Origin of the sequence: Peribacillus sp. FSL M8-0224, assembly GCF_038003055.1 — a bacterium.
Lineage (GTDB): Bacteria > Bacillota > Bacilli > Bacillales > DSM-1321 > Peribacillus > Peribacillus frigoritolerans.
The window spans coordinates 4,901,623-4,922,987 of sequence record NZ_JBBOOJ010000001.1; the positions used below are offsets into that span (position 1 = coordinate 4,901,623).

The 21,365-nt window shown below is 42.8% G+C and carries 20 protein-coding genes; 3 read left to right on the forward strand and 17 right to left on the reverse strand.

Going from position 1 to position 21,365, the window contains the following annotated elements; all coding sequences use genetic code 11:
- Positions 1–2: 2 nt before the first annotated feature.
- From MKX49_RS23890 to MKX49_RS23900, 3 genes are read right to left on the reverse strand one after another with little or no spacing between them, the layout of a single operon-like run.
- Positions 3–761 (reverse strand): iron ABC transporter ATP-binding protein, encoded by a 759-nt coding sequence (locus MKX49_RS23890; RefSeq protein ID WP_034310071.1) that lies wholly within the window; start codon positions 759–761, stop codon positions 3–5.
- Positions 755–1,702 carry an iron chelate uptake ABC transporter family permease subunit gene (locus MKX49_RS23895; protein ID WP_048688138.1) on the reverse strand — a complete coding sequence of 316 codons (948 nt, stop codon included), beginning with the start codon at positions 1,700–1,702 and terminating at the stop codon, positions 755–757. Before MKX49_RS23895 ends, MKX49_RS23890 begins: the two co-directional genes overlap by 7 nt.
- Positions 1,695–2,645: an ABC transporter permease gene (locus tag MKX49_RS23900; RefSeq protein WP_048688135.1), complete on the reverse strand. Its 951-nt coding sequence runs from the start codon at positions 2,643–2,645 to the stop codon at positions 1,695–1,697. The genes MKX49_RS23895 and MKX49_RS23900 overlap by 8 nt, the downstream gene beginning before the upstream one ends.
- A 265-nt stretch (positions 2,646–2,910) precedes the next feature.
- On the opposite strand from MKX49_RS23900, the gene MKX49_RS23905 reads away from it, so the two are divergent.
- The 3 genes from MKX49_RS23905 (at position 2,911) to shc (ending at position 7,182) form a co-directional block, all read left to right on the forward strand.
- The gene (locus tag MKX49_RS23905; RefSeq protein WP_226990537.1) at positions 2,911–3,252 is read left to right on the forward strand and encodes a DUF1450 domain-containing protein; all 342 of its coding nucleotides are present in this window, start codon (positions 2,911–2,913) and stop codon (positions 3,250–3,252) included.
- A gap of 218 nt (positions 3,253–3,470) precedes the next feature.
- Complete coding sequence (locus tag MKX49_RS23910; RefSeq protein WP_340878058.1) at positions 3,471–5,120, forward strand: M14 family metallopeptidase; 1,650 nt, start codon at positions 3,471–3,473, stop codon at positions 5,118–5,120.
- Positions 5,121–5,286: 166 nt separating this feature from the next.
- Complete coding sequence (gene shc / locus MKX49_RS23915) at positions 5,287–7,182, forward strand: squalene--hopene cyclase (protein WP_340878059.1); 1,896 nt, start codon at positions 5,287–5,289, stop codon at positions 7,180–7,182.
- Between the two features lie 227 nt (positions 7,183–7,409).
- Here shc and MKX49_RS23920 read toward each other — a convergent pair whose 3' ends face one another.
- The 14 genes from MKX49_RS23920 to MKX49_RS23985 all read right to left on the reverse strand — a co-directional run bounded on the left by MKX49_RS23920 (position 7,410) and on the right by MKX49_RS23985 (position 21,303).
- Positions 7,410–7,892: a tetratricopeptide repeat protein gene (locus tag MKX49_RS23920; protein WP_340878060.1), complete on the reverse strand. Its 483-nt coding sequence runs from the start codon at positions 7,890–7,892 to the stop codon at positions 7,410–7,412.
- A 249-nt stretch (positions 7,893–8,141) separates the two neighbouring features.
- Positions 8,142–8,690 carry a PepSY domain-containing protein gene (locus MKX49_RS23925; protein ID WP_340878061.1) on the reverse strand — a complete coding sequence of 183 codons (549 nt, stop codon included), beginning with the start codon at positions 8,688–8,690 and terminating at the stop codon, positions 8,142–8,144.
- A 64-nt stretch (positions 8,691–8,754) separates the two neighbouring features.
- The gene (locus tag MKX49_RS23930; RefSeq protein WP_340878062.1) at positions 8,755–10,110 is read right to left on the reverse strand and encodes a sensor histidine kinase; all 1,356 of its coding nucleotides are present in this window, start codon (positions 10,108–10,110) and stop codon (positions 8,755–8,757) included.
- Positions 10,107–10,802, reverse strand: a complete 696-nt coding sequence (locus tag MKX49_RS23935; protein WP_340878063.1) for a response regulator transcription factor — start codon at positions 10,800–10,802, stop codon at positions 10,107–10,109. The genes MKX49_RS23930 and MKX49_RS23935 overlap by 4 nt, the downstream gene beginning before the upstream one ends.
- 147 nt (positions 10,803–10,949) lie before the next feature.
- Positions 10,950–11,471, reverse strand: a complete 522-nt coding sequence (gene msrA, locus MKX49_RS23940; RefSeq protein WP_053536794.1) for a peptide-methionine (S)-S-oxide reductase MsrA — start codon at positions 11,469–11,471, stop codon at positions 10,950–10,952.
- 108 nt (positions 11,472–11,579) lie between these two features.
- A complete protein-coding gene (locus MKX49_RS23945; protein ID WP_053536795.1) occupies positions 11,580–12,188 on the reverse strand; it encodes a response regulator transcription factor in 609 nt (202 codons plus the stop codon).
- A gap of 12 nt (positions 12,189–12,200) precedes the next feature.
- Entirely contained in the window at positions 12,201–13,322 is a 1,122-nt protein-coding gene (locus tag MKX49_RS23950) for a sensor histidine kinase (protein ID WP_048688106.1), read from the reverse strand.
- 94 nt (positions 13,323–13,416) lie between these two features.
- Entirely contained in the window at positions 13,417–14,469 is a 1,053-nt protein-coding gene (locus tag MKX49_RS23955) for a fatty acid desaturase (RefSeq protein ID WP_340878064.1), read from the reverse strand.
- A 293-nt stretch (positions 14,470–14,762) separates the two neighbouring features.
- Positions 14,763–15,470 carry a response regulator gene (locus tag MKX49_RS23960; protein WP_082196624.1) on the reverse strand — a complete coding sequence of 236 codons (708 nt, stop codon included), beginning with the start codon at positions 15,468–15,470 and terminating at the stop codon, positions 14,763–14,765.
- Complete coding sequence (locus tag MKX49_RS23965; RefSeq protein WP_340878065.1) at positions 15,427–17,058, reverse strand: ATP-binding protein; 1,632 nt, start codon at positions 17,056–17,058, stop codon at positions 15,427–15,429. The genes MKX49_RS23960 and MKX49_RS23965 overlap by 44 nt, the downstream gene beginning before the upstream one ends.
- A gap of 79 nt (positions 17,059–17,137) precedes the next feature.
- Entirely contained in the window at positions 17,138–18,664 is a 1,527-nt protein-coding gene (locus tag MKX49_RS23970; RefSeq protein WP_340878066.1) for a tripartite tricarboxylate transporter permease, read from the reverse strand.
- Positions 18,665–18,682: 18 nt separating this feature from the next.
- Positions 18,683–19,138 (reverse strand): tripartite tricarboxylate transporter TctB family protein, encoded by a 456-nt coding sequence (locus tag MKX49_RS23975; RefSeq protein ID WP_053536800.1) that lies wholly within the window; start codon positions 19,136–19,138, stop codon positions 18,683–18,685.
- Positions 19,139–19,194: 56 nt separating this feature from the next.
- Positions 19,195–20,217, reverse strand: a complete 1,023-nt coding sequence (locus MKX49_RS23980; RefSeq protein ID WP_034310025.1) for a tripartite tricarboxylate transporter substrate binding protein — start codon at positions 20,215–20,217, stop codon at positions 19,195–19,197.
- 159 nt (positions 20,218–20,376) lie between these two features.
- Positions 20,377–21,303, reverse strand: coding sequence for an AEC family transporter (locus MKX49_RS23985; protein WP_323066286.1), 927 nt, complete (start codon positions 21,301–21,303; stop codon positions 20,377–20,379).
- Positions 21,304–21,365 lie beyond the last annotated feature (62 nt).

The following is a 21,365-nucleotide window of genomic DNA, read 5'->3' on the forward strand; positions in this document are numbered from 1 at the left end:
TCTTATGTGAAGTACACACAGATCTTATTGTCATTGATACTTTGGATTTCAATATCCATATCATAAATTTCCTTTAATACATTGGAATTGATGACTTGTTCGGTAGGACCATTATGAACAACCTTGCCATCCTTCAATGCGACGATATAGTCGGAATAACAGGATGCAAAATTAATGTCATGAATGACGATGATGACCGTTTTCCCCAATTCATCGGCCAATCTCCTCAATACCTTCATGATTTGGACGGAATGCTTCATATCAAGATTGTTCAGGGGTTCATCAAGAAGCACATACTCCGTGTTCTGAGCAATGACCATGGCAATGAAGGCCCGCTGTTGCTGCCCGCCGCTAAGCTGGTCAAGAAACTTATCCTGCATGTCAGCAAGTTCCATATATTCAATCGCTTCATCGACGTATTTCCAATCCTCTTTCGTCAGCTTTCCTTGTGAATAAGGAAAACGGCCAAAGGCGACGAGTTCACGAATCGTTAAACGGATATTGATGTGGTTAGCCTGCTTTAAGATGGCAATCTTTTTCGCAAGTTCATTGCTATTGAATTTCCCCATATCCTTACCCTCGATCAGGACTTCTCCTGAATCCCGGGTAATGAGACGGCTGATCATCGAAAGGACGGTACTTTTCCCCGCTCCATTGGGACCGATGAAGGATGTGATTTTCCCTTTCATTATTTCAATGGAAACATCCTCGACAACCGTTTTATTATTATATTTTTTGAATAAATTTTTCACTTCTACCATGATTTATTCTCCTTTAATAGAAGATAGATGAAATAGACGCCGCCGACAAAGTTGATGATGACACTTAAGGTCGTGGAAAACGTGAAGATCCTCTCTACAATGAATTGGCCGCCGACCAAGGCAATCACACTGATCAGCATTGCACCCGGGAGGATATGTTTATGCTGATAGGACTTAATGAATTGATAAGCCACATTTGCAACAAGCAATCCAAGGAACGTGATCGGACCGATCAGGGCAGTCGAAATGGAAATTAAAACCGTAACGACGATTAAAACCCGCTTCGTGACAAAATCATAATCCACACCCAAGTTTATGGCTTGGTCCCTTCCCAGGGACATGACATCTAAATACTTCAGAAATCTCATGAAATATATCATTGCCGCAATCATGAGGATAATAGCTAACGTTAACAGGTCCGTGTTGACATTATTGAAGCTGGCGAACATTTTATTTTGAATGATTTGGAATTCATTCGGGTCAATCAATACCTGCATGAATGAAGACATGCTGCCGAATAAGGTTCCGAAGATGATACCGATCAGCAATAGGAAATAAATATTGCGGTTTTTCTTGAACATGAACTTGAACAGCAGGCTTGCAAAAATGAGCATGGCCGCAAGTGTAATCAGGAAATTGAGATTTTTATTCATGATCATGATATGCGTTGAACCGAAGATGAAAATCACTCCCGTTTGAATCAGCATATACATGGAGTCCAACCCTAAAATGCTTGGCGTCAGGATTTTATTATTCGTGACCGTCTGGAAAATTACTGTTGAAAAAGCAATTGCACAGCCAACCACGATGATGGCGATGATTTTTATGACCCTTCTCGGCAGTGCATAGTCCCAATTCGGGCCAAGGTCCCAAAAGATATAACCTGCCGTTAAAGCAGCTGCAAGAACAGCCAATATAATGATCCTACTTTTATTATTCATATGCCTTTCTCCTCAGTATCAAATAGATAAATACGGCGCTTCCTATCACACCAACCACGAGTCCGATCGGGATTTCAAATGGATATATGAGGATCCTGCCCAGAATATCGCAGATCAATAGGAAGACTGCCCCTAGCAATGCTGTATGAGAAAGACTCTTTTTCAAATTGTCACCAAGGTAAAGGGATACAATATTCGGTACGATCAATCCTATGAAAGGAATCGTTCCCACCGTTAACAAAACGACAGTGGAGGATAATGCCACGATGATCAATCCAAAATTGACTATAAGCTTATAATTGAGTCCTAGATTGATAGCAAACTCCTCACCCATCCCTGCCACAGTGAATTTATTGGCAAAGAAGTATGCGAGAATGACTAGCGGGATACTTAGATATATAAGTTCGTACCTTCCCGACATGATCATCGAGAAATCACCATTCATCCATGTGTTGAGGCTTTGAATCAAATCATATTTATAGGCAAAGAAAGTCGAGATCGATCCTACGATATTACCAAACATCAAACCAACCAATGGAATGAAGATCGTATCCTTATATTTCACTTGATCAAGAATTTTCATGAACAAGAATGTACCTGCCAAAGCGAATATGAAAGCGAATGCCATTTTCTCAATAAGTGCTGCCGATGGAAAAATGATAATGGCAAGAAGAAGTCCCAGCCTTGCAGAGTCCATGGTACCGGCAGTCGTCGGGGATACAAATTTATTGCGGCTCAATTGCTGCATGATCAGACCGCTTATACTCATCACAATACCGGCAATGACTATGGTCACCATTCTGGGGAAACGGCTTTGCAGCATGATTTGCACTTTATCATCACTTAGATTCAATAAATCCAGGGGGGTAATATCTTTTACACCAATGAATAATGACGTAAATGATAAAACAATTAACGCCATGACTAAATATCTTATCTTCATCTACATTTCCTACTCTTCCTATCTCACTTTAATACAGCGATAATATTTTTAATTAAATATATTTGAATAAAGACTATCATTAAGTCACCTATTGAAATGGGACTCATTAAGTTGCTATAGTTACAAGGATCTTCCATTCGTGATAATGAGATTCATTATCATCCATTCTTATTCTATCATTTCTTGGACATGTGTCAATATATACAAGGGAAATACTTGATATTCTCCCGATAGTCAAATTGTAATGGATTCGGATGAATCAACCATGCATTTCGTTTCAGGAAGTGATAAAATCAAAATAACAAATATTTACTCTTCCAATGAAAGAAGCGATATGATGAAAAACTTGTTATCCAAAGTGTTCTCAAAAAAGGCGAAAATCCAAATTGAATTTTGCCAAAATAATCTTGACCGCTTCCTTAATGAACAAACAATTGCCGATTATGGTAAGTTCTTAGAGAATCCAAGGATTCAATATAAGGAATATGAATGTTTGAGTGAGTGTAAACTTTGTAAGAAAACCCCCTATGCGAAAGTGAACGGCCAGATAATGAGCGGCGAAGATTCACAGGATCTTTTAAATAAGTTATATGATGAATTGAAATGATACGGGCCAAGCAAATAGCTTGATCTGTATCATTTTGACTTTCCACCTGTAATTATACAGAATACAGGTGATGAACATCTATTAAAAGGATTGCGAATTTTACCATGGAATCATTAATCTAGTCGTTACTTCCTGTTTTTCACTATTTCATATGTTTTCACTGTATAAATAGTTTAATATATGATAATTTATGGAAAAAGATAGACAGGAGGACGTCCATGAAAAAAATCATTCCTACCATTGTATCAGTCGTAACACTAGGTCTCGTCACTGGATTGCCTGGCCCCTTAGCCGAAGCCGAAGAATTCACCCCTTATTATGGAAATGGTCCAAGCTACATTCAACCAGATAACCTCTCCCACCTTTTCCCTGACCCTAATGTTTCTTTCAAGACCCCTGCCTTTAAACAAAACAAGATCGCCTTTACGAGCCAGGAAGAAATGTTTGATCATATCAAGTCCCTCGCCCATAAAAACAAGAACATCCAGGTCAAGACGATAGGTAAATCCACAGAAGGACGCGACATCCCGATGCTTCTTTTCAGCAAGGATTCAAAAAGACCGATTAAGGGTTCACATAAACCATTGATTTGGATTCAAGGTCAGATCCATGGCAATGAACCCGCATCGGGTGAATCAACATTAGTCCTTGCACAATGGCTGGCTGAAGGCAAGCTTGGTGATGTCCTCGATAAAGTCAATGTTGCCATCGTTCCACGGGTCAATCCCGATGGCTCTTATTATTTCAAACGATTTACCGCAAATGACATGGATGCGAATAGGGACTACTTAAAAGTGGAATATCCTGAAGTACAGACGATTCATCAATCAATCGATGATTATGAACCGGAAGTCATTCTGGATGTACATGAATATACAGTGAATCCCGTCCCCCTGAAAAAGGTCGGAGCAAATGGATCGATCGCTTCTTATGATTTACTCATCTCCTCAGCCAAGAATTTAAATATTCCCGAACAGCTTCGAAAAGCATCCGATCAACTGCTTTTACCCAATGTTTTTAAAACATTGGAAAAAGAAAAGCTTTCCTATCACGATTACTATACACTGGCCACTTCTGATGATGGGGTCCTTACCGCCACAGAAGGAAGCACCGAAGCCCGGATTGGCCGAAACGCCCTCGGCTTGAAAAATACAATGACCTATTTAATCGAAACAAGGGGAATCAATATCGGCCGTACCGATTTTAATCGACGTGTTTTTGCACAAGCTAAAGCACAGGCAGCCTTCATCAAAACGACAGCCGAACAGGCAAGTAAAGTTAAAAAGGCCGTTAAACAGGCAGAAACGGAAATCGTGCAAAAAGGGCGAAGAGCAAATGATAACGATAAAATCGTCATCACCAGCGAAAATAAATTGGTTAAGGATCAAAAATTGACGGTAGTCGATTTAGCGAAAGCGAAAATGGTCGATGCCTCCATCGATTGGCTGGATTCAACCGATGCCTACCCTACCCTTGTCAGAGATCGTCCGACAGCCTATATCCTTCCGCCCGAATATAAAAATATCGCTGAAAAACTTCAGCTATTGGGAGTAGAAGTGAAAAAATTAAAAAAACCCATGAAGGTAGCTGTTGAAAGCTATAGGGTCAATGATATAAAAGTTTCCGCTGAACTGGAAAGCGGACATTCCACAAGGGAAGTCACCACCAACGTCACTTCAAAAACTCGGGATTTCCCAAAAGGAAGCTATGTTTTCGACATGGCTCAGCCTGATGCCAACTTCATCTCCCTTGCCCTCGAACCTGAGGGCATAGACAGCTACGTGACATTCAATTTCATCCCGGCTGCCAAAGGAAAAGAACTGCCGATTTACCGCTATATGCGGTCATCTTCCTTACCAGTTAAATGATGCATAGGATCTAAATGACGCTTTGGCAGCTTTCATTGCCAAAGCGTTTTTAGTTCCCCCTCCTTTATTCATGTGGGACGATGCGCCTGACATGATTTCTTGAATGCAACGACAAGTTTTGAATATACATATAAACGGAAAATGTGTTTTTTGAGGAGGAAAGACATTGAACCAACATGTACAATCGGAAATCAATCGCCTTGTTCATCGCTTGAAACAAGACCAATCCGCTGATGGTTCGTGGAATTATCCCTTTGACACCGGGATAACAGCAGATGCCTATATGATCATATTATTGAAAATTCTAGATATGGAAGATACTCCTCTTATAGAGGCTTTAGTAAAAAGAATCGAAAGCAAGCAAACGGAAAACGGGTCATGGAAACTTTTCCAAGATGAGAAGGACGGCAATGTTACGGTTACGATCGAGGCTTACTATGGCCTTCTTTTTAGCGGACTCCGCAATAAGAATCATCCCCATATGAGGAAAGCCAAACAATTCATTCTTTCCAAGGGCGGCATCAAACAGGCCAAAATGTTAACGAAAATGATGCTTACTGTCACCGGACAATATCAATGGCCGCGCCTATTCCCCATTCCTCTCGAAGTGGTCTTACTGCCACCGACCTTTTTCGTCAGCATTTATGATCTTTCCGTATATGGGCGGGTCAACATGATTCCATTGCTATTGCTTGGCCATAAAAAGTTTCAGATCACGACCCCGGACACGCCAAGTTTAAAAGATTTATTTCAAACAAGGGAGGACAGTTCCGAAGAGCAAGTGTGGGAAGAATACCGTACCGAAGAATATCGTTCCTTCTTCTCCAAACTTCAAACAGGCGTCAAAACCTTGATTGGATATCCGGATTATTTGCATTCCTTGGCCCTGGATTCAACGAAAAGGTTCATGCTCGACAGGCTGGAACCAGACGGGACACTGTACAATTATTTCGGCTCCACCTTTTTCATGATCTTTGCCCTCCTTTCAATTGGATATTCGAAAAGAGATCCAGTGATTCTAAAGGCCATTGCCGGTCTGAAGGGGATGGCCTGCTCCATTGAGGGACACACACATATCCAGTTCACGACGCCCCATGTTTGGAATACCTCCTTAATAAGCTACGCCCTTCAAGAAGCGGGAATGCCTTTCAAAGACAAAGCGGTCAAGGCGGCCAATCAGTACTTGCTGTCACGCCAGCATTATATGTATGGAGATTGGCTGATCCATAATCCTGACGCAATTCCCGGCGGCTGGGGGTTCTCGGATTTGAATACCATGAATCCGGATGTCGATGATACGACCGCCTCACTGCGGGCGCTGGCTAAGCAATTGCAAGCAAAGCCGGATAATCGGGACAGCTGGCAGCGCGGTGTCGCCTTCACGATCTCCATGCAAAATGATGATGGTGGATTTCCCGCCTTCGAACGGAATAACGACCATAAATGGCTGCAGCTTATTCCCATAGAGGGTTCGAAATATCTCCTGACTGATCCTTCCACCGCTGATCTGACAGGAAGGACGCTGGAATTCCTGGGGAACTATACAAATATGAAAAAGCCGGAAGAAGTCAGTAAAAGAGCGGTGGATTGGCTACTGGAAGACCAAAAGCGTGATGGCTCCTGGTATGGGCGCTGGGGCATCTGCTATCTATATGGCACATGGTCTGCACTGACCGGCCTGAAGGCAGCAGGGCAAGCCACTGGACATCCATCCATCCAAAAAGCCTTAACTTGGTTGAAGAAAATTCAAAATGAAGATGGCGGCTGGGGTGAATCTTGTTACAGTGATATCAAGCAACGATATATCCCCCTCGGAACTAGCACACTGACACATACAGCCTGGGCTGTGGATGCGTTGATATCGGCATCAGAAAGGCCGGCAGCCGAGATTGAAAAAGGCATTGCCTATCTCATCCGTGCAGGTCAACAAGAAAGCTGGACCAATGATTATCCTGCAGGCCAGGGAATGGCAAATTTTTTGTATATCCATTATCATAGCTATCGTTATATTTATCCCCTTTTAGCCTTAAGTCATTACAATAAAAAATTCCTGGAGACTTAATCGCCAGGGTTTTTTTCATATTAAAGGTGAATATGTGGATTACCTGTGGAAAAGTAGTGAATAAAACCGGAAAGTTATCCACAATCCGAGGTTATCCACATTCATTTATCCGTAAAAGTGGCAAAAGCAAGAATTTCCCCATCAAATTTGTTGATTCATTCATTTCGGCTATGTAAAAATGACTGGTTTTATACAGGTTTGTGGATAGTTTGGGGATGAGCACGATTTTATGTGAAAACTTTATCCAGTTTATCACTATAAAATTCTATCGCCTTAGCATAAGATTGTATTTCTTGATCCCTCGAGGTTTCGGCAATGATCTTCAAAAGAGATTCCATCGCAAGATCATGTTGGCCCAAATTATAAAATGCCATGGCCCTGAATACCAATAAAGCCTTATCCCCAGGAAACTTCGCCAGTCCGGTTTCCAATGTCCGTCTTGATTTTTCATATTCCCCTATTGTGCGATATGTGCTCCCCAACCCGAGGTAGGCCCCTTTTGCATCGTCCTCCGGCAAACCTAATTCGAGTGCCGCTTCATAATAGGGCACCGCCTTTACCTCAAGTCCGAGAATATCCAAACTCCAGGCACACTGATACTGTATGACTGCATCACCGGGATTTTGCTTTGCTAGATCCATCAATATACGATTGGATTTTTCGAATTCTTTCTTTTCCCTTAAGTGCAGGGCCCTTTCCAAATTCCCCATAAACATTCCTCCATTGTATATGATTCCTTAATGCCCCTATTCGCGATTCTACTTTTCAATTCCTTCTTATATGTATAAAAAAGCCCATCTTTCAACAATGCTGAAGCCAGGAACTAATATGATCGTTAAGGATGCGGAAGCTTCACTTCCCCACTGGCTTGGCAAATAAAAAAAGGATCTGCCACCCGGCAAATCCTTTCATACATTTCAATCTCCATTATCATGGATTACTATCGACATGACATATGATTAATCATCCATTTGGTTTTTCAATACTTTTCCCGTGGTGGCATCCACCACTACATCATATTCCTTTAGTCCTTGTTTTATTTCCAGCTCATACACAAGGGTGCCATTCTCTGAATCCAGCTCGATATCCGTTACTTGACCATCCACCGCTTTCAAGGCAATCTTTTCAGCTTGATCACTGCTGACTTTTGCAGTTTCCACGGCTTGTTGTGTGCTCATATCCTCATCATCACCGTCTTCCGTCTCCAGAGAAAGAATCTCTCCTTTTTCAGCATCAACGTCAACGTCCTGATAGCCTTCTTTCGTTTTTACGGTCATCTCATAGGTCATCGGCTGGTCCCAATCCTTTTCAAATTGAGTAACTTCCCCGCCTAGTTTTTCTGAAATCATTTTGACAGCCTCATCCTCGGATAGGTTCCCCTTATTGACTGCATATACCGTCGTTCCAGCAGCACCGCCGAAAAGCAATACAGACGCTATGGACACTGTCATGATTACCTTTTTCCTTTGAATGATACCTTCTTTAATCGTACTCCACTGTTTTTTCATGAATGATTCCTCCTTTAAGTTGTTACCTTTATAATAAGCACCCTTCATGAAATGAACATGAGCGTTAGATTAGAATTTGATGAGAAAGAGTAAGAGTCACCAACGTTCCCTCTCCCACCTCGCTTTGAATCTCCAATTTACCGTCGATTGACTCTACAAGCGTCCGGGCGATGGATAGCCCGAGCCCATTGCCTCCCGTTTTCCTTGCCCTTGATGAATCAACGCGATAAAAACGGTCAAATACATGTGGGAGATGTTCTGGTGATATCCCTCCGCCGTGATCTTTCACACCGATGACAATTTCATTATCCTGCCGTTTTATCATGATCTGTATACTTGATTCACTATATTTCATTGCATTGTCCAATAGGATGACAATTACCTGTTCAAGCTTACTGGAAATGGTCATTGCATAGATTTCCTTAAACTCTGACTCTATCGTTATTTCACGATTTCCCGTCCTTCTGAATGTTTGGGCAATCCCTTCACAAAACGAAATGAGTTCTATTTTCCCTTCCACATCTTCTGAAGGTTCCGTTTGGGAAGCTGACTGCAGAAGATGTTCCGTCAGCTTTTTCATCCGGACGGCTTCATGATGGATTGCCTCCACTGCCTCTTCCTGAATAGCCTGATCCTTCATTCCCCAGCGTTTCAATAGAGAGGAGTAGCTTTCGATTACCGTAATCGGTGTTTTCAATTCATGTGAGGCATCTGAAAGGAATTGCTGCTGTTGGTTATAATTCCGCTCCAGCCTTTCCATCATCCTGTTGAATGCCGCTCCCATCACCTGCAGCTCGTCCTTTGATTGATCCGTTAGCGGTATCCGTTTGAATTCCCCGCTTTTCTCAATATCCTTCATCGTTCCGCTCATGACCGATATCGGTTTGAGGATCAGGTTGGCCAGCCACTTACCGGCAAGAATCGATAACAGAATGACAAAAAGGGATGCACCGCCCAAAACGAGGGCAAGCGTCGATAAATTATCAAGGAGGGTATCCTGCGGCTGTGTGACCTCGATCATCCCCAATTTCTTCCCCTCATCAGGATAAGGATAACGGTAGGTCAATACATATTCACCGTCAGCTTTGGCAAAATCATATCCTTTCTCGTTCATGGATTTAACCGCAAGCCCCTTGAGGTCCTCTTCATCCGTAAATGATTTTACCAGCCTTCCATCCATGTCGAATATCCGCACCATTCCATCGTCCGGGATATACGGCTCCATTAAATCGGAATCACCGGAAATCAAATCTTTCGTCAGGATATTTTCTTCGATTAATGAAGCTTGATCTTCAAGCAGATCCCGTTCCCTCTCTAACGATATCCAAAGGAAGGCGATTAAAACGATGATACTCAACAATATGAGCATGACGCTTAAAAAAAGACTGGAATACGATTGGATTTTCGTCCGAATCTTCATACGGGCTCCTTCAGGCTGTAACCTACCCCGCGGTAAGTATGGATGAGCTGCAGCTCAAAGGGATAATCTATCTTTTTGCGCAAATAACGGATATACACATCAACCACATTCGTATCCCCTGCAAAGTCATATCCCCATACATGTGTCAGGATTTGCTCCCTTGAAAGTACTTGATTTTTATTTTGCAAAAGATAAACCAGCAAATCGAATTCACGTGAAGTCAGCTCAATCCTATTGCCTTGCCTGTGAATGTCCCTAGTACCAAGGTTCAGCTTCAGATCATGGATCTTTAATTCATCCGCTTCCCCTATTGATTGGCTCTCCCTTACATGGGTACGAAAACAAGCACGGATCCGTGCCAGCAGCTCTTCAATTTCAAACGGCTTCGTTACATAATCATTCGCGCCATGGTCCAGGCCGTTCACCTTGTCTGGCACAGCATCCCTTGCGGTCAGAAGGATGACCGGTGTCGATCCATTCTTTTTCCGGTAACGCCTTAGTACCTCTATGCCATTCAACTCGGGCAGCATCACATCCAATAAGATTAAATCCCACTCTTCGGCTTCCGCCCTTTCCAGACCTGCCTTTCCGGTAAAAGCCGATTCTGTTTGATAACCCTCATGATTAAGTTCCAGCTGAAGGACCCTCGCTATTTTTTCTTCATCTTCTATTATTAAAATTCTCTTATTCATGATCATCACCACCTACCCCTTAGTGTACTGAAGAAATATGAAAATATCATGAGAAATTGACCCCTCCGCATAAAATAATGCATTTAATTTTTGTACCTTTAAAAGGACAATAAAAAGAACCGGATGTGAAAACACACCCGATCCATTTCATTCACCGTTCCAATGCTGGCCAATGAATTCATCGCGTCCCGATTTCGCACGGTCCGCTTTATAATCATCTTTGTTTTTTTTATGATAGCCTTGATGGTATTCTTCGGCAGGGTAAAAGGTTTGGGCCGGAAGGATTTCCGTTACGATTGGTTTCTGGAACTTCCCGCTGGCCGCTACCTTTTCTTTCGCTTCAAGGGCCAGTTTTTCTTGAGCTTCATCATGATAGAAGATGGCCGTCCGATATTGGCTTCCTCTGTCATGGAATTGACCGCCATCGTCGGTTGGATCGATTTGCTGCCAATATAGTTCCAGCAATCTTTCATAAGGAAATAACTGAGGATCGAAAGTGATTTCCACGACTTCATAATGCCCAGTAGTTCCCGTCTTCACTTCCTCGTAAGTCGGGTTTTCAACATGTCCTCCCGTATAACCGGATACGATTCCCCCAATCCCCGGTTGTTCTTCAAATGGTGTCACCATGCACCAGAAACAGCCTCCAGCAAATGTAGCCTTTTGCATAATGGTCATCCTCTTTCCTTATGTAATAGAAATTAATTAATATACCATATTTCAATCCTGACACTGTGCTTTTTTGATTTGCGAAGCCTCCAGGGATTTACGCTTTGTTCAATCTTTTGACCAGCCCTTTTCCTTGAATTTTACGATTGCTTCAACGCGGTTGCTTACATCCAATTTATCAAGGATGACTGATATATAATTACGGACCGTTCCATTGGTCAGATAAAGCTGGCTTGCGATTTCCTTTGTGGTCTTACCATCTGCGATCAATTTAAGCACCTGGCTCTCTCTTTCAGTCAAAGGGTTTTCTTCTTCGAAAGCCATATCCACCAGCTCGGGAGCATAAATGCGCCGCCCATCCATGATGACACGGATCGAGTTCGCCAGTTCCTCACTAGGGCTATCCTTGAGAAGATATCCGCCTACCTCGGCCTTTCTTGCTCTTTCAAAATACCCAGGACGTGCAAAGGTGGTCAAAATGATGACTTTGCATTGGTGGCCCTGATCCTTGATCTCCTCCGCTACATCTAGCCCGGTTTTAACTGGCATTTCAATATCGGTTATGCAGATATCCGGCTTTAATTGATTGACGAGATTCATTGCTTCTTCCCCATTGCTCGCTTTTCCGACAACTTCCATGTCACTTTCCAAATCAAGGATGGACCCTAGTGCGCCAAGCAGCATCCGCTGATCTTCGGCAATTACGATTCGAATCAAGGTTAATCCCACCTATCCATTATTTTTTATAGCATTCGGAACCCTTATATACAGTGTCGTTCCATCTGTTGATCTAATATCCAGGCTGCCATTAACGAATTCGAGCCTTTCTTTCATTCCTTGAAGTCCATTTCCTTTAATATACTCTGATCGATGTGAAAGTCCCACTCCATTATCCTGTACTGTGATCGTCACCCCTGTTTGTAATTCTTCGATGACGATATTACAGCAGTCCGCACCGCTATGCTTGACGATATTGGTCACAGCTTCCTTCAAGCACATGCTCAAAACCGTTTCAACAAGCAATGGGGTATCTCGCAATTCCGTGGTGCCTTCCAAATTGAATTCTATCTCTGCCGCTTTCAATATTTGCTTGACCCGGATGATTTCATCGCTTAGCTTCGCCCCACGCATTTCCGACACCATTTCACGTACTTCCTTGAGTGCCGTCCTCGCCGTTTGACGGATATCCTTGATTTCCTTCTTGGCTGTCTCCGGATTCAAATCGATCAATTTCCCTGCAAGGTCACTTTTCAAGCCAATCAAGGACAGCTTTTGTCCAAGTGTATCATGTAGGTCACGGGCAATCCGCTGACGTTCTTCCATTTTGCCAAGCTCTGATATTCGTTTATGGGCGTCCTCCAATTGTTCTTCCAGCATACCCCGTTTATTCCGATTATACGTGTTGAAAGGGAGAAGGATCACTCCTACGACACAAATGAGCATAAAGGGAAATTGCGAAAAGAAGGTAGGGTCTTTCATGATGAAGCCAATATTGACAGACACGATGGTAGCCAATAGCTGGATTGAATATAATACGAAAAAGCCAACCTTATTTTGAACATTCCCAATAAAGAATGCCAAAAAGAGTGAAAAGTAAATGTAGCTGAAAAATATGGTCATCGATATGGAAATGATTATTTGTATCGCCGTCCACACGTATACGGGCCATCCCTTCGAAACGAATGAGAGACCATATGATATGAAAAACAAAATGATCATGACGATTCCAAAGACTATCTCCAACATCGAAGAGGATTTGAAGATGAAATAAAAAGGAAGGATACAAAAAATGATCCAGACATAAGGGCTCAGCCCTGTGTTTTTCGGAAAGATATGATACCAACTTTGCATGGCGCCGCCTCTATTTCTTTTTACCCTAGTATATACTAAGGAGTTTCATCAAAAAACCATCCAATGGGAATTGAATGGTTTTTTGATGAACTATTTATTTTTCTTGCAGACTTGGACGTTTATTATTGATTTCCACCTTAGACTTTGTTTCATTTAGACGTTCCTTAATCTCTTTAAAACTTACAAACGTCTTGTTTTCTCCATCATAAAGGCGAAAGCGAAGCGATTTTAAACTTGAACTAAGGGTGATTGTCGTTGCCTGCTGCAATGGCAGGGTGGAATCATGGACTTTTTCCAAGTTATAGTTTGGCACTCTTGGACTAAGGTGATGCACGTGGTGGAAACCGATATTACCGGTTACCCATTGCAAAACCCTTGGAAGTTTATAATAAGAACTTCCATCAATGGCAGCCTTCACGTAATCCCATTCAGATTCCTCTTCAAAATAAGAATCTTCGAACTGATGCTGTACATAAAACAGCCAGATGCCCAGTGATCCCGTTACAAAAAGCATCGGTACCTGAATCATCAGGAATGCCTGCCATCCGATAGCCAAGCATAAAAGACCATAAATTGCCACGATTGCAGCATTTGTCAAATACGTATTCATCCGTTCTTTCTTTTTAGCGCCCTTTTTATTCAGACGGTTCGATACAAGAAATAGATAAAATGGACCCAATCCAAACATGACGATCGGATTTCTATATAAACGGTAAGCAAGACGCCCCCAGAATGAAGCGGCGATATATTCATCAACGGTCATGATCCAAATATCCCCTGTACCGCGTTTGTTTAAATTACTGCTTGTTGCATGATGTATGGAGTGGCTATGCTTCCATTGCTCATAGGGAAATAATGTAACGATCCCACTGATTGTACCCAGGACGCTATTCGCTTTCCTGCTTTTGAAAAACGATTGATGGCAGCAATCATGGAAAATGATGAAAATCCTGACTACGAATCCAGAAGCAAGAACGGCCAATGCAAGTGTCAGCCAGTATGAAATGGTTAAGCTTTGATAAGCTAAAAACCATAACAGGAAAAATGGCGGAAATGTATTTATGAGCTGTTTCACGCTTGATTTAGTACTGGATTTTTCAAAAGGGGCAATATCTTTTCTCAATTGTTTTTGATTATGGTTACTCATGTTTTCCTCCTCTTAAAATATATGGAGTGTTTGAATGCATTAATTCAAAAAACGATGTCGGCATCTCTGCTTTAAGTATAAGATTAATAATCGACTTTCTATAGTCATAAACGTCAAATCCCTGCCATGACACTTGTCATATACTTGTCTGCATCAAAACTTTTCACACGTATTTTTTCCTCATTCATCATTTTTAAACTGCAAAAAAACGTGAATTTCCCATCAATCCGATTCCAAGAAATCGCCTGCATTTATTCGATCAAATAAAAAAAGATCCGCCTTTGGCGAACCCATTATATCTTGATGGCATAAACCCGTTCAGGTCGTCCTACCGTGCCATATGTTAAATCGGCATCAATTTTTTCCTCTGACATCAAGTGCTCCAGATACCGCCTTGCCGTTGTCCTGCTCACCCCGATTTCCTTCGCCACTATTTCCGCAGTTAACCCCGGGGAAGATTTCCCCAACACAACCATCACCTTCTCCAAAGTCATCCGATCGATTCCTTTTGGCAGTGAAGTTTGTTCCCTCTCTTTTTCTTTCATTTCCTTTCGCAAAAGCTTGTCCACCTGTTGCTGCGTTACGGGAAAATTGCCCTTTTCCAATTCAGACAGTTTAATGTGATACTCTTGATACCGGCGTAACGACTGCTTGAAACGTTCAAATGCAACAGGCTTGATTATATAATCAAATATGCCGATCTTGATGGCCTCCTGGACTTTTTCAATTTCTTTAGCCGCCGTTATCATGATGACATCCATTTGTTTGCTTTGCTGCTTGATTTCCTTCAGGATATCGAGCCCATTCATATCCGGAAAATACATATCGAGCAGCAATAGATCCGGCTGCATGATTTCAATGAAGCTTTTAGCCTCGTCATAGCTTGAAGCGATCCCGATCGTTTGAAACCCCTCAAGCTTTTCGATGAATAGCTTTTGTATCTCGGCAATCCGCAGGTCATCCTCGACGATCAGAACTTCTATAGCGCGATGGGCCATCATTTAATCCCCCTCTGTCTTTTGGTATTGCTACTGTAAAGATCGTATATTCCCCTTCTTTCGTCGAAAAAGTGATATACCCCCCTAAACCATCAATTGCTTCCTGAACAAGGCTCAAACCTATACCTGAATTGGTTTGATGGCTTTTCGTCGTAAAACCGTTCCGGAAAATCAGTTCGGTAACCTCTGAGCTCATCCCTTTTCCATTATCTTCAACCTCTATGATCAACTCTTTACCCAAGTCCGTGACGAACAACGATACCCTTTTTTCCTCCCTTTCGTTTTCCCGTACAGCTTCGAAGGCATTATTGATGAGATTGCCGATGATCGTCACTAATAAATCCCGATCTATTTCGGACGGAATATCTTTAAAACTGCTTTCTCTATCGATGGTAAAATCAATTTTCAGCTCGCTGGCTAAACTTACCTTCCCTAAGATGAACCCCGCAATGATCGGATCGGGCACTTCCTTCATCAGAAAGTGAATGAAGCCCTGGGTCACATCGACTTCCTTCGATATGAAATCCATTGCTTCTTTATATGAACCAAGTTGAATCAAGCCCAGCAGTGTATAAAGCCGATTGGAATATTCATGTGTCTGGGCCCTCAGCCCTTCTGCATACGCCTTTACATGTGACAGTTCTTGAAGGAGATTGGATAGCTCCGATTTATTTCTCAAACTTGCAACGGCACCGATGATTTCCCCCTGTCCATTCAAAATGGGAATCCGGCTTGCCAAAAAAACTTCACCGTCAATCATGAATTCCTGGTCATATTCGGCCTGTGCCGTGCTTACTACATCAAGCAAATGTGTATGCGTTATGACTTCTTCGATTTTTTGTCCGCGAAGCATGACGTCTTTAGGAATATGAAGGATTTTATGCGCCGTTTCATTGACGATCGTGATTTTCCCATGAACATCAATGGCAATGATGCCTTCATGAATGGATTCCAAAATGGCATGCTTCTCTTGAAACATCCAGGCGATCTCTTTCGGCTCCAGACCCAATATCGCCTTTTTTATATTGAATGAAATGAAAAAGGCCACCAACAAACCGCCGATTAATATAAAAGAGATGATCAAGACGATTTTTCTTTGTATACTGGACACTTCTTTTTCAATATCATCCTGTAGGTAGCCAACGGAGACGACACCAATGACCTTTTCATTGGCGATTATCGGGGATTTCCCCCTTATGGAAGGTCCCAATGTGCCAGTGGACTCCGTGATGATGGATTTCCCATCCCAAACCTCGGCGTTATCTCCCCCAACCATTTTCTTTCCGATCAAGTCGGGATTTGGATGGGACAGCCGTGTTTCATTCTCATCTCCTATTACTATGAATTCCGCATCGATCTGCCTGCGAATTCTTTCCGCGATGGGCTGGATGATTACAGAAGGATGATCCGTTCGAAAAGCTTGTTTAATTTCAGGCAGCAAAGAAATGGTCTGGGCAACCGACAATGCTTTTTCCCCTGTTTCCTGCTTCAGGTTATTTTCCAGGATATTTATGAAAATAACTTCAAAGATTCCACCCATTAAGATGATTAACGTACAGATGCCCAGCATCAACTTGGTGTGTAAACGCATTCAATCACCTCTACTTACATCATATAAAAAATAACCCCTTTAAAAAAGGGGTTATTTCACAACATTCAGAAAATATCGATTAACCTTCAATATTGATGACAACATCCTTCCCTCTCTTCTTAAGTAAAACCGGAATGAGCAGCCATAATGCCGTTACGATCAGGAAGGTCAGCGAAAGCGGCCGAGTGAAAAACAAACTGTAATCCCCATCGGATATCGTCAGTGCCCTGCGCATATTGTTTTCTATCATCGGCCCTAAAACCAGGCCTAATACCAACGGGGCGATTGGATAATCATTTTTACTTAAGAAGTATCCCAAGACCCCGCACCCTAGTAATAGCAATAAATCATAAGTCGATACTTGTACCGCGTAAACACCAAAAATGGAAATCGCGATAATGATCGGAATCAAATATTTCTTTGGCGTTTCAATGATTTTCGCAAACACCTTAACGAGCGGGAGATTAAGGATGAGGAGCATCAGATTCCCGATGAACATACTGGCGATAAGTCCCCAAGCCACCTGGGGATGGTCCTCGAATAATAATGGACCTGGCTGAACATTGTACATCATGAGCGCACCCATTAAAATCGCCGTCGTACCGGAACCCGGAATTCCCAGCGTCAATAATGGTATCATCGCTCCGCCAGAAGCCGCGTTATTGGCCGTTTCAGGACCAGCCACACCAGCGATCGCCCCTGTACCGAATCTACCAGGTTTTTTTGAAATCCGTTTTTCCATAAGGTATGAGAAGAAGGAAGCAAGAGTGGCCCCTGCACCCGGCAGGATTCCTACAAAGAAACCTAAGAGCGATCCCCTCGCAATCGGCCCCGCAGATTCCTTGAATTCTTCTTTGGAAGGAATCAAATTATTGATCTTTGCAATTTCCCCATCATCCTCGTCCTTTTCCAAGATTGTCTTGAATACTTCCCCAAGGGCGAATAGACCAACAGCGATCGTCAGGAATTCGATCCCTTGATACAGCCAAGGAAAGTCGAATGTAAAACGGGCGATCCCGGATACATTATCAATGCCTATCGTCCCGATCAACAAACCGCAAACCGTCATGATCAGTGCCTTGGTTACGGATTTTCCCGCAAGGCCGCTGACTGCCGCCAACCCTAGAAGCATGAGTGAAAAATACTCCGCCGGACCGAATTTAATGGCAATCGTCGATAATGGCTGAGCCAAGGCAATCATGGCGATAAGGGTGACGATCCCTCCGACGAAGGAACCGATCGCCGAAATGGATAAAGCACTCCCCGCTCTTCCCTTCTTGGCCATTTGGTAGCCATCCAATGTGGTGACGACAGAAGAAGATTCGCCAGGTGTATTCAATAGGATTGAAGTTGTCGATCCTCCATACATCGCTCCATAATAAACACCTGCAAGTAAAATGATGGCGCTTGTTGCCGCTTGCTCTGGAGGAAGTCCACCTGTAATCGAAGCGGTTACCGGAATTAAAAGAGCCACACCGCTCATCGGCCCGATCCCCGGCAAAACGCCGACCGCCGTACCGATCAATACTCCGACAAATGCAAATAGTATGTTATACCAAGTTAGTGCCGTTTCAAATCCATGCATTAAATAATCAAAAGTGCCCACTTCACATCCCCCTTCCTTTTATGAAAACCAGATTGGCCAACCCGGCAGTGTTCCCTTTAACACATTCACGAATAAATAATAGATGATTCCGGAAAAACCTGCGGAAATGATGAGCGATGTCACCCACTTATTCCGTTCCATCGTTTGAAAGCAAACAAACAAAAACAGAAAGGTCGTAATGACATACCCTATCGTTTCCAACGTCAAAATATAAATCAAGGTGGAGAGCAGAATGATGATAAAAGGTTTATATTGCAGCTTTTCCTTACGTGATTCCTGCCCCTTGCCCCGAAATGCCTCATAGAACAGGCGAATACTTAAAAGAGAAAGAACGAGCCCCAATACAAAAGGGAAAATGTCCGGTCCTACCGAACTTCCATAAGAAGAACTGGCCAGTTTCCTGCTTCCTATCATAAACAGCACTCCGACAGCCAGAAAGGCTGCAGAAGCAAAGCGATCAAATTTAACATCCATCACAATCCCCCATTTCAGAAAATAAGAAGAAGGTGAAAGCACCCCCTTCTTCCCGATTATTTTTCCATGCCTAAAGCTTTCAATAATTGCTGCACCTGTTTCTCCTGTTCTACTAAAAACTTGCTGAATTCTTCACTATTTTTATATTCTTGTTCCCATCCCTGCACTTCCACTTCCTTTTTCCATTCAGAAGTTTCAACTAGCTTCTCAATGGTTCCGTCCCAAAAGGTTTTCGCTTCACCAGACATATTCTGAGGTCCAAAAACGCCTCTCCAAATCGTGAATTCAGCATCGACCCCTTGTTCCTTTGCCGTCGGTATGTCTTTAAGATCCCCACCTAAACGTTCATTCGAGGTTACGGCCAACACTCTAATCTTTCCTGCTTTTAAAAATTCCCTGACACTGGATGCATCCGTTCCGATCACATCCGCATTTCCGCCAAGCAATGCCGTAATCGCTTCCCCGCCACCGTCGTAAGAAACGTATTTAAGTTCGGTTGGATTCAGGCCATATTCATAGGCTGGAAGAATGGAAATCAAATGATCCATGGATCCCGGTGCCGATCCCCCTGCAAAGGTCAGCTTACGCGGATCTTTCTTCACCGCTTCAAGCACTGATTTCAAATCCTTGAATTCAGAATCCGCCTTTACCACTATCGCCCCATAATCCTTTGTCAGCTGCGCCAAAGGAGTCGTATTTTTATATCCATAAGGACTGTTGCCTTCTTTTTTAAGGTTATTGATGATGACAGGCGGTGAATTAACGAACAGCATGTCATTATTATCCGCTTGCTGTGTTGCATAATCCGCCATGAAGACAGCGCCCCCGCCGCCGGGTTTGTTTTCGACGGTCAATGGCTGGTTCACCAATTTCGTCTCACCCAAGACCTTTGTAAATGAACGGGCCGTTAAATCCCATCCCCCACCTGCACCCGAAGGAGCAACGACCGTTATCGCTTTTTTCGGATAACCTGTATCTTCTTTCTTTTCTCCTGATGTCCCCGAACTGCTGCATGCACCTAAACTTAAAGCTAACGAACCTGCCAATAGTACCGCTGATATCTTTTTACGAGAAAACATAGTAATCCCCCTTTTGAAAGCGTTTTCTTAATTCTACAAAAATATCTTCGCTTTCAATGATTGCCCAACTAAAATGCATAAATTCCAAAACCTTCATATTGTTCATAAAGTTTTATCGGGAGACACGGGAAAAAGGCCCGCCCACAAAGAGCAGCCCTGCTAGAATAGTATTTTTGATAGATACACGACCATCGTTACCGTTATGCTGCTGAATAAAGTCGACATCAAAACCGCCTGTGCCGCATACTCCGGATGGTTGTCATATTCCAAAGCGAATAATGCGCTGTTTCTGGATGTGGGAAATGAGCTTGCGATAAACAACCCTTGGGCGACAGTCCCTTCCAAGCCCAGCATGAGAATAATCAGGAAGGCGATGGATGGCGAGAGTATTAAACGCCCCGCCAAGCTAAGGATAAGCGGAAGCGGGAAATGCGTTATTTTCAAATAGGCACTCTGTGCACCTAATGTAATCAATGCAATGGCTATGAAGGCACTCGCAATATTTTCAATCGGGGTCCATAAGAAAAGCGGAATGTCGAAAGAAACTGAATGTAATATTAAACCAAGCAATAAAGCATAAATGACGGGGTTCTTCAAGAACTCGCGAATGGCACCCTTCGCACTTTTTGTATGGACGGAAACAGAATTCATCAATCCATAGGTATAGGTCAACAGGTTTTGAAAAATGATAACGATGACTTGGATCGACAGGCCAAGGGGATTTCCATTAAAAACCATCTGACTGACAGGCAACCCGAAATTGGCCGAGTTATTCAGGACTACACTATTTTTAAACGTGGCCGAAAGACTTTGATCAAACCTGGCAAGTTTCGCTACCACTGTACTCACGATGATGAGGCTTACTGCTTGAAGAGCAAGGAAGCTGAATATCTGGACGATCATCCCCCCGCCCAATTTGCTTTGATAGATATTGACAAAGCTAATGGCGGGCATGAGCAGGAAGTGATTCAATTTAGACAGCGTATTCATATCCAACTTGAATTTACGATGCAGTATGGCCCCCGCCCCTATAAGGAAAAAAACCGGTACAATGACATTCAATACGATCAGAAACAGGACACTCACTTGACTTCCTCTCCATTCCTTAGGCAAATTCCTGATGATATACATCTCCCATCTATCATAAT

Excerpts from the sequence above, each read along its gene's own strand:
- MKX49_RS23890 (WP_034310071.1), bottom strand. The coding sequence starts at position 761 with ATGGTAGAAGTGAAAAATTTATTCAAAAAATATAATAATAAAACGGTT.
- MKX49_RS23895 (WP_048688138.1), bottom strand. The coding sequence starts at position 1,702 with ATGAATAATAAAAGTAGGATCATTATATTGGCTGTTCTTGCAGCTGCT.
- MKX49_RS23900 (WP_048688135.1), bottom strand. The coding sequence starts at position 2,645 with ATGAAGATAAGATATTTAGTCATGGCGTTAATTGTTTTATCATTTACG.
- MKX49_RS23905 (WP_226990537.1), top strand. The coding sequence starts at position 2,911 with ATGCATTTCGTTTCAGGAAGTGATAAAATCAAAATAACAAATATTTAC.
- MKX49_RS23910 (WP_340878058.1), top strand. The coding sequence starts at position 3,471 with ATGAAAAAAATCATTCCTACCATTGTATCAGTCGTAACACTAGGTCTC.
- MKX49_RS23920 (WP_340878060.1), bottom strand. The coding sequence starts at position 7,892 with ATGGGGAATTTGGAAAGGGCCCTGCACTTAAGGGAAAAGAAAGAATTC.
- MKX49_RS23925 (WP_340878061.1), bottom strand. The coding sequence starts at position 8,690 with ATGAAAAAACAGTGGAGTACGATTAAAGAAGGTATCATTCAAAGGAAA.
- MKX49_RS23930 (WP_340878062.1), bottom strand. The coding sequence starts at position 10,110 with ATGAAGATTCGGACGAAAATCCAATCGTATTCCAGTCTTTTTTTAAGC.
- MKX49_RS23935 (WP_340878063.1), bottom strand. The coding sequence starts at position 10,802 with ATGAATAAGAGAATTTTAATAATAGAAGATGAAGAAAAAATAGCGAGG.
- msrA (WP_053536794.1), bottom strand. The coding sequence starts at position 11,471 with ATGCAAAAGGCTACATTTGCTGGAGGCTGTTTCTGGTGCATGGTGACA.
- MKX49_RS23950 (WP_048688106.1), bottom strand. The coding sequence starts at position 13,322 with ATGCAAAGTTGGTATCATATCTTTCCGAAAAACACAGGGCTGAGCCCT.
- MKX49_RS23955 (WP_340878064.1), bottom strand. The coding sequence starts at position 14,469 with ATGAGTAACCATAATCAAAAACAATTGAGAAAAGATATTGCCCCTTTT.
- MKX49_RS23960 (WP_082196624.1), bottom strand. The coding sequence starts at position 15,470 with ATGATGGCCCATCGCGCTATAGAAGTTCTGATCGTCGAGGATGACCTG.
- MKX49_RS23965 (WP_340878065.1), bottom strand. The coding sequence starts at position 17,058 with ATGCGTTTACACACCAAGTTGATGCTGGGCATCTGTACGTTAATCATC.
- MKX49_RS23975 (WP_053536800.1), bottom strand. The coding sequence starts at position 19,138 with ATGGATGTTAAATTTGATCGCTTTGCTTCTGCAGCCTTTCTGGCTGTC.
- MKX49_RS23980 (WP_034310025.1), bottom strand. The coding sequence starts at position 20,217 with ATGTTTTCTCGTAAAAAGATATCAGCGGTACTATTGGCAGGTTCGTTA.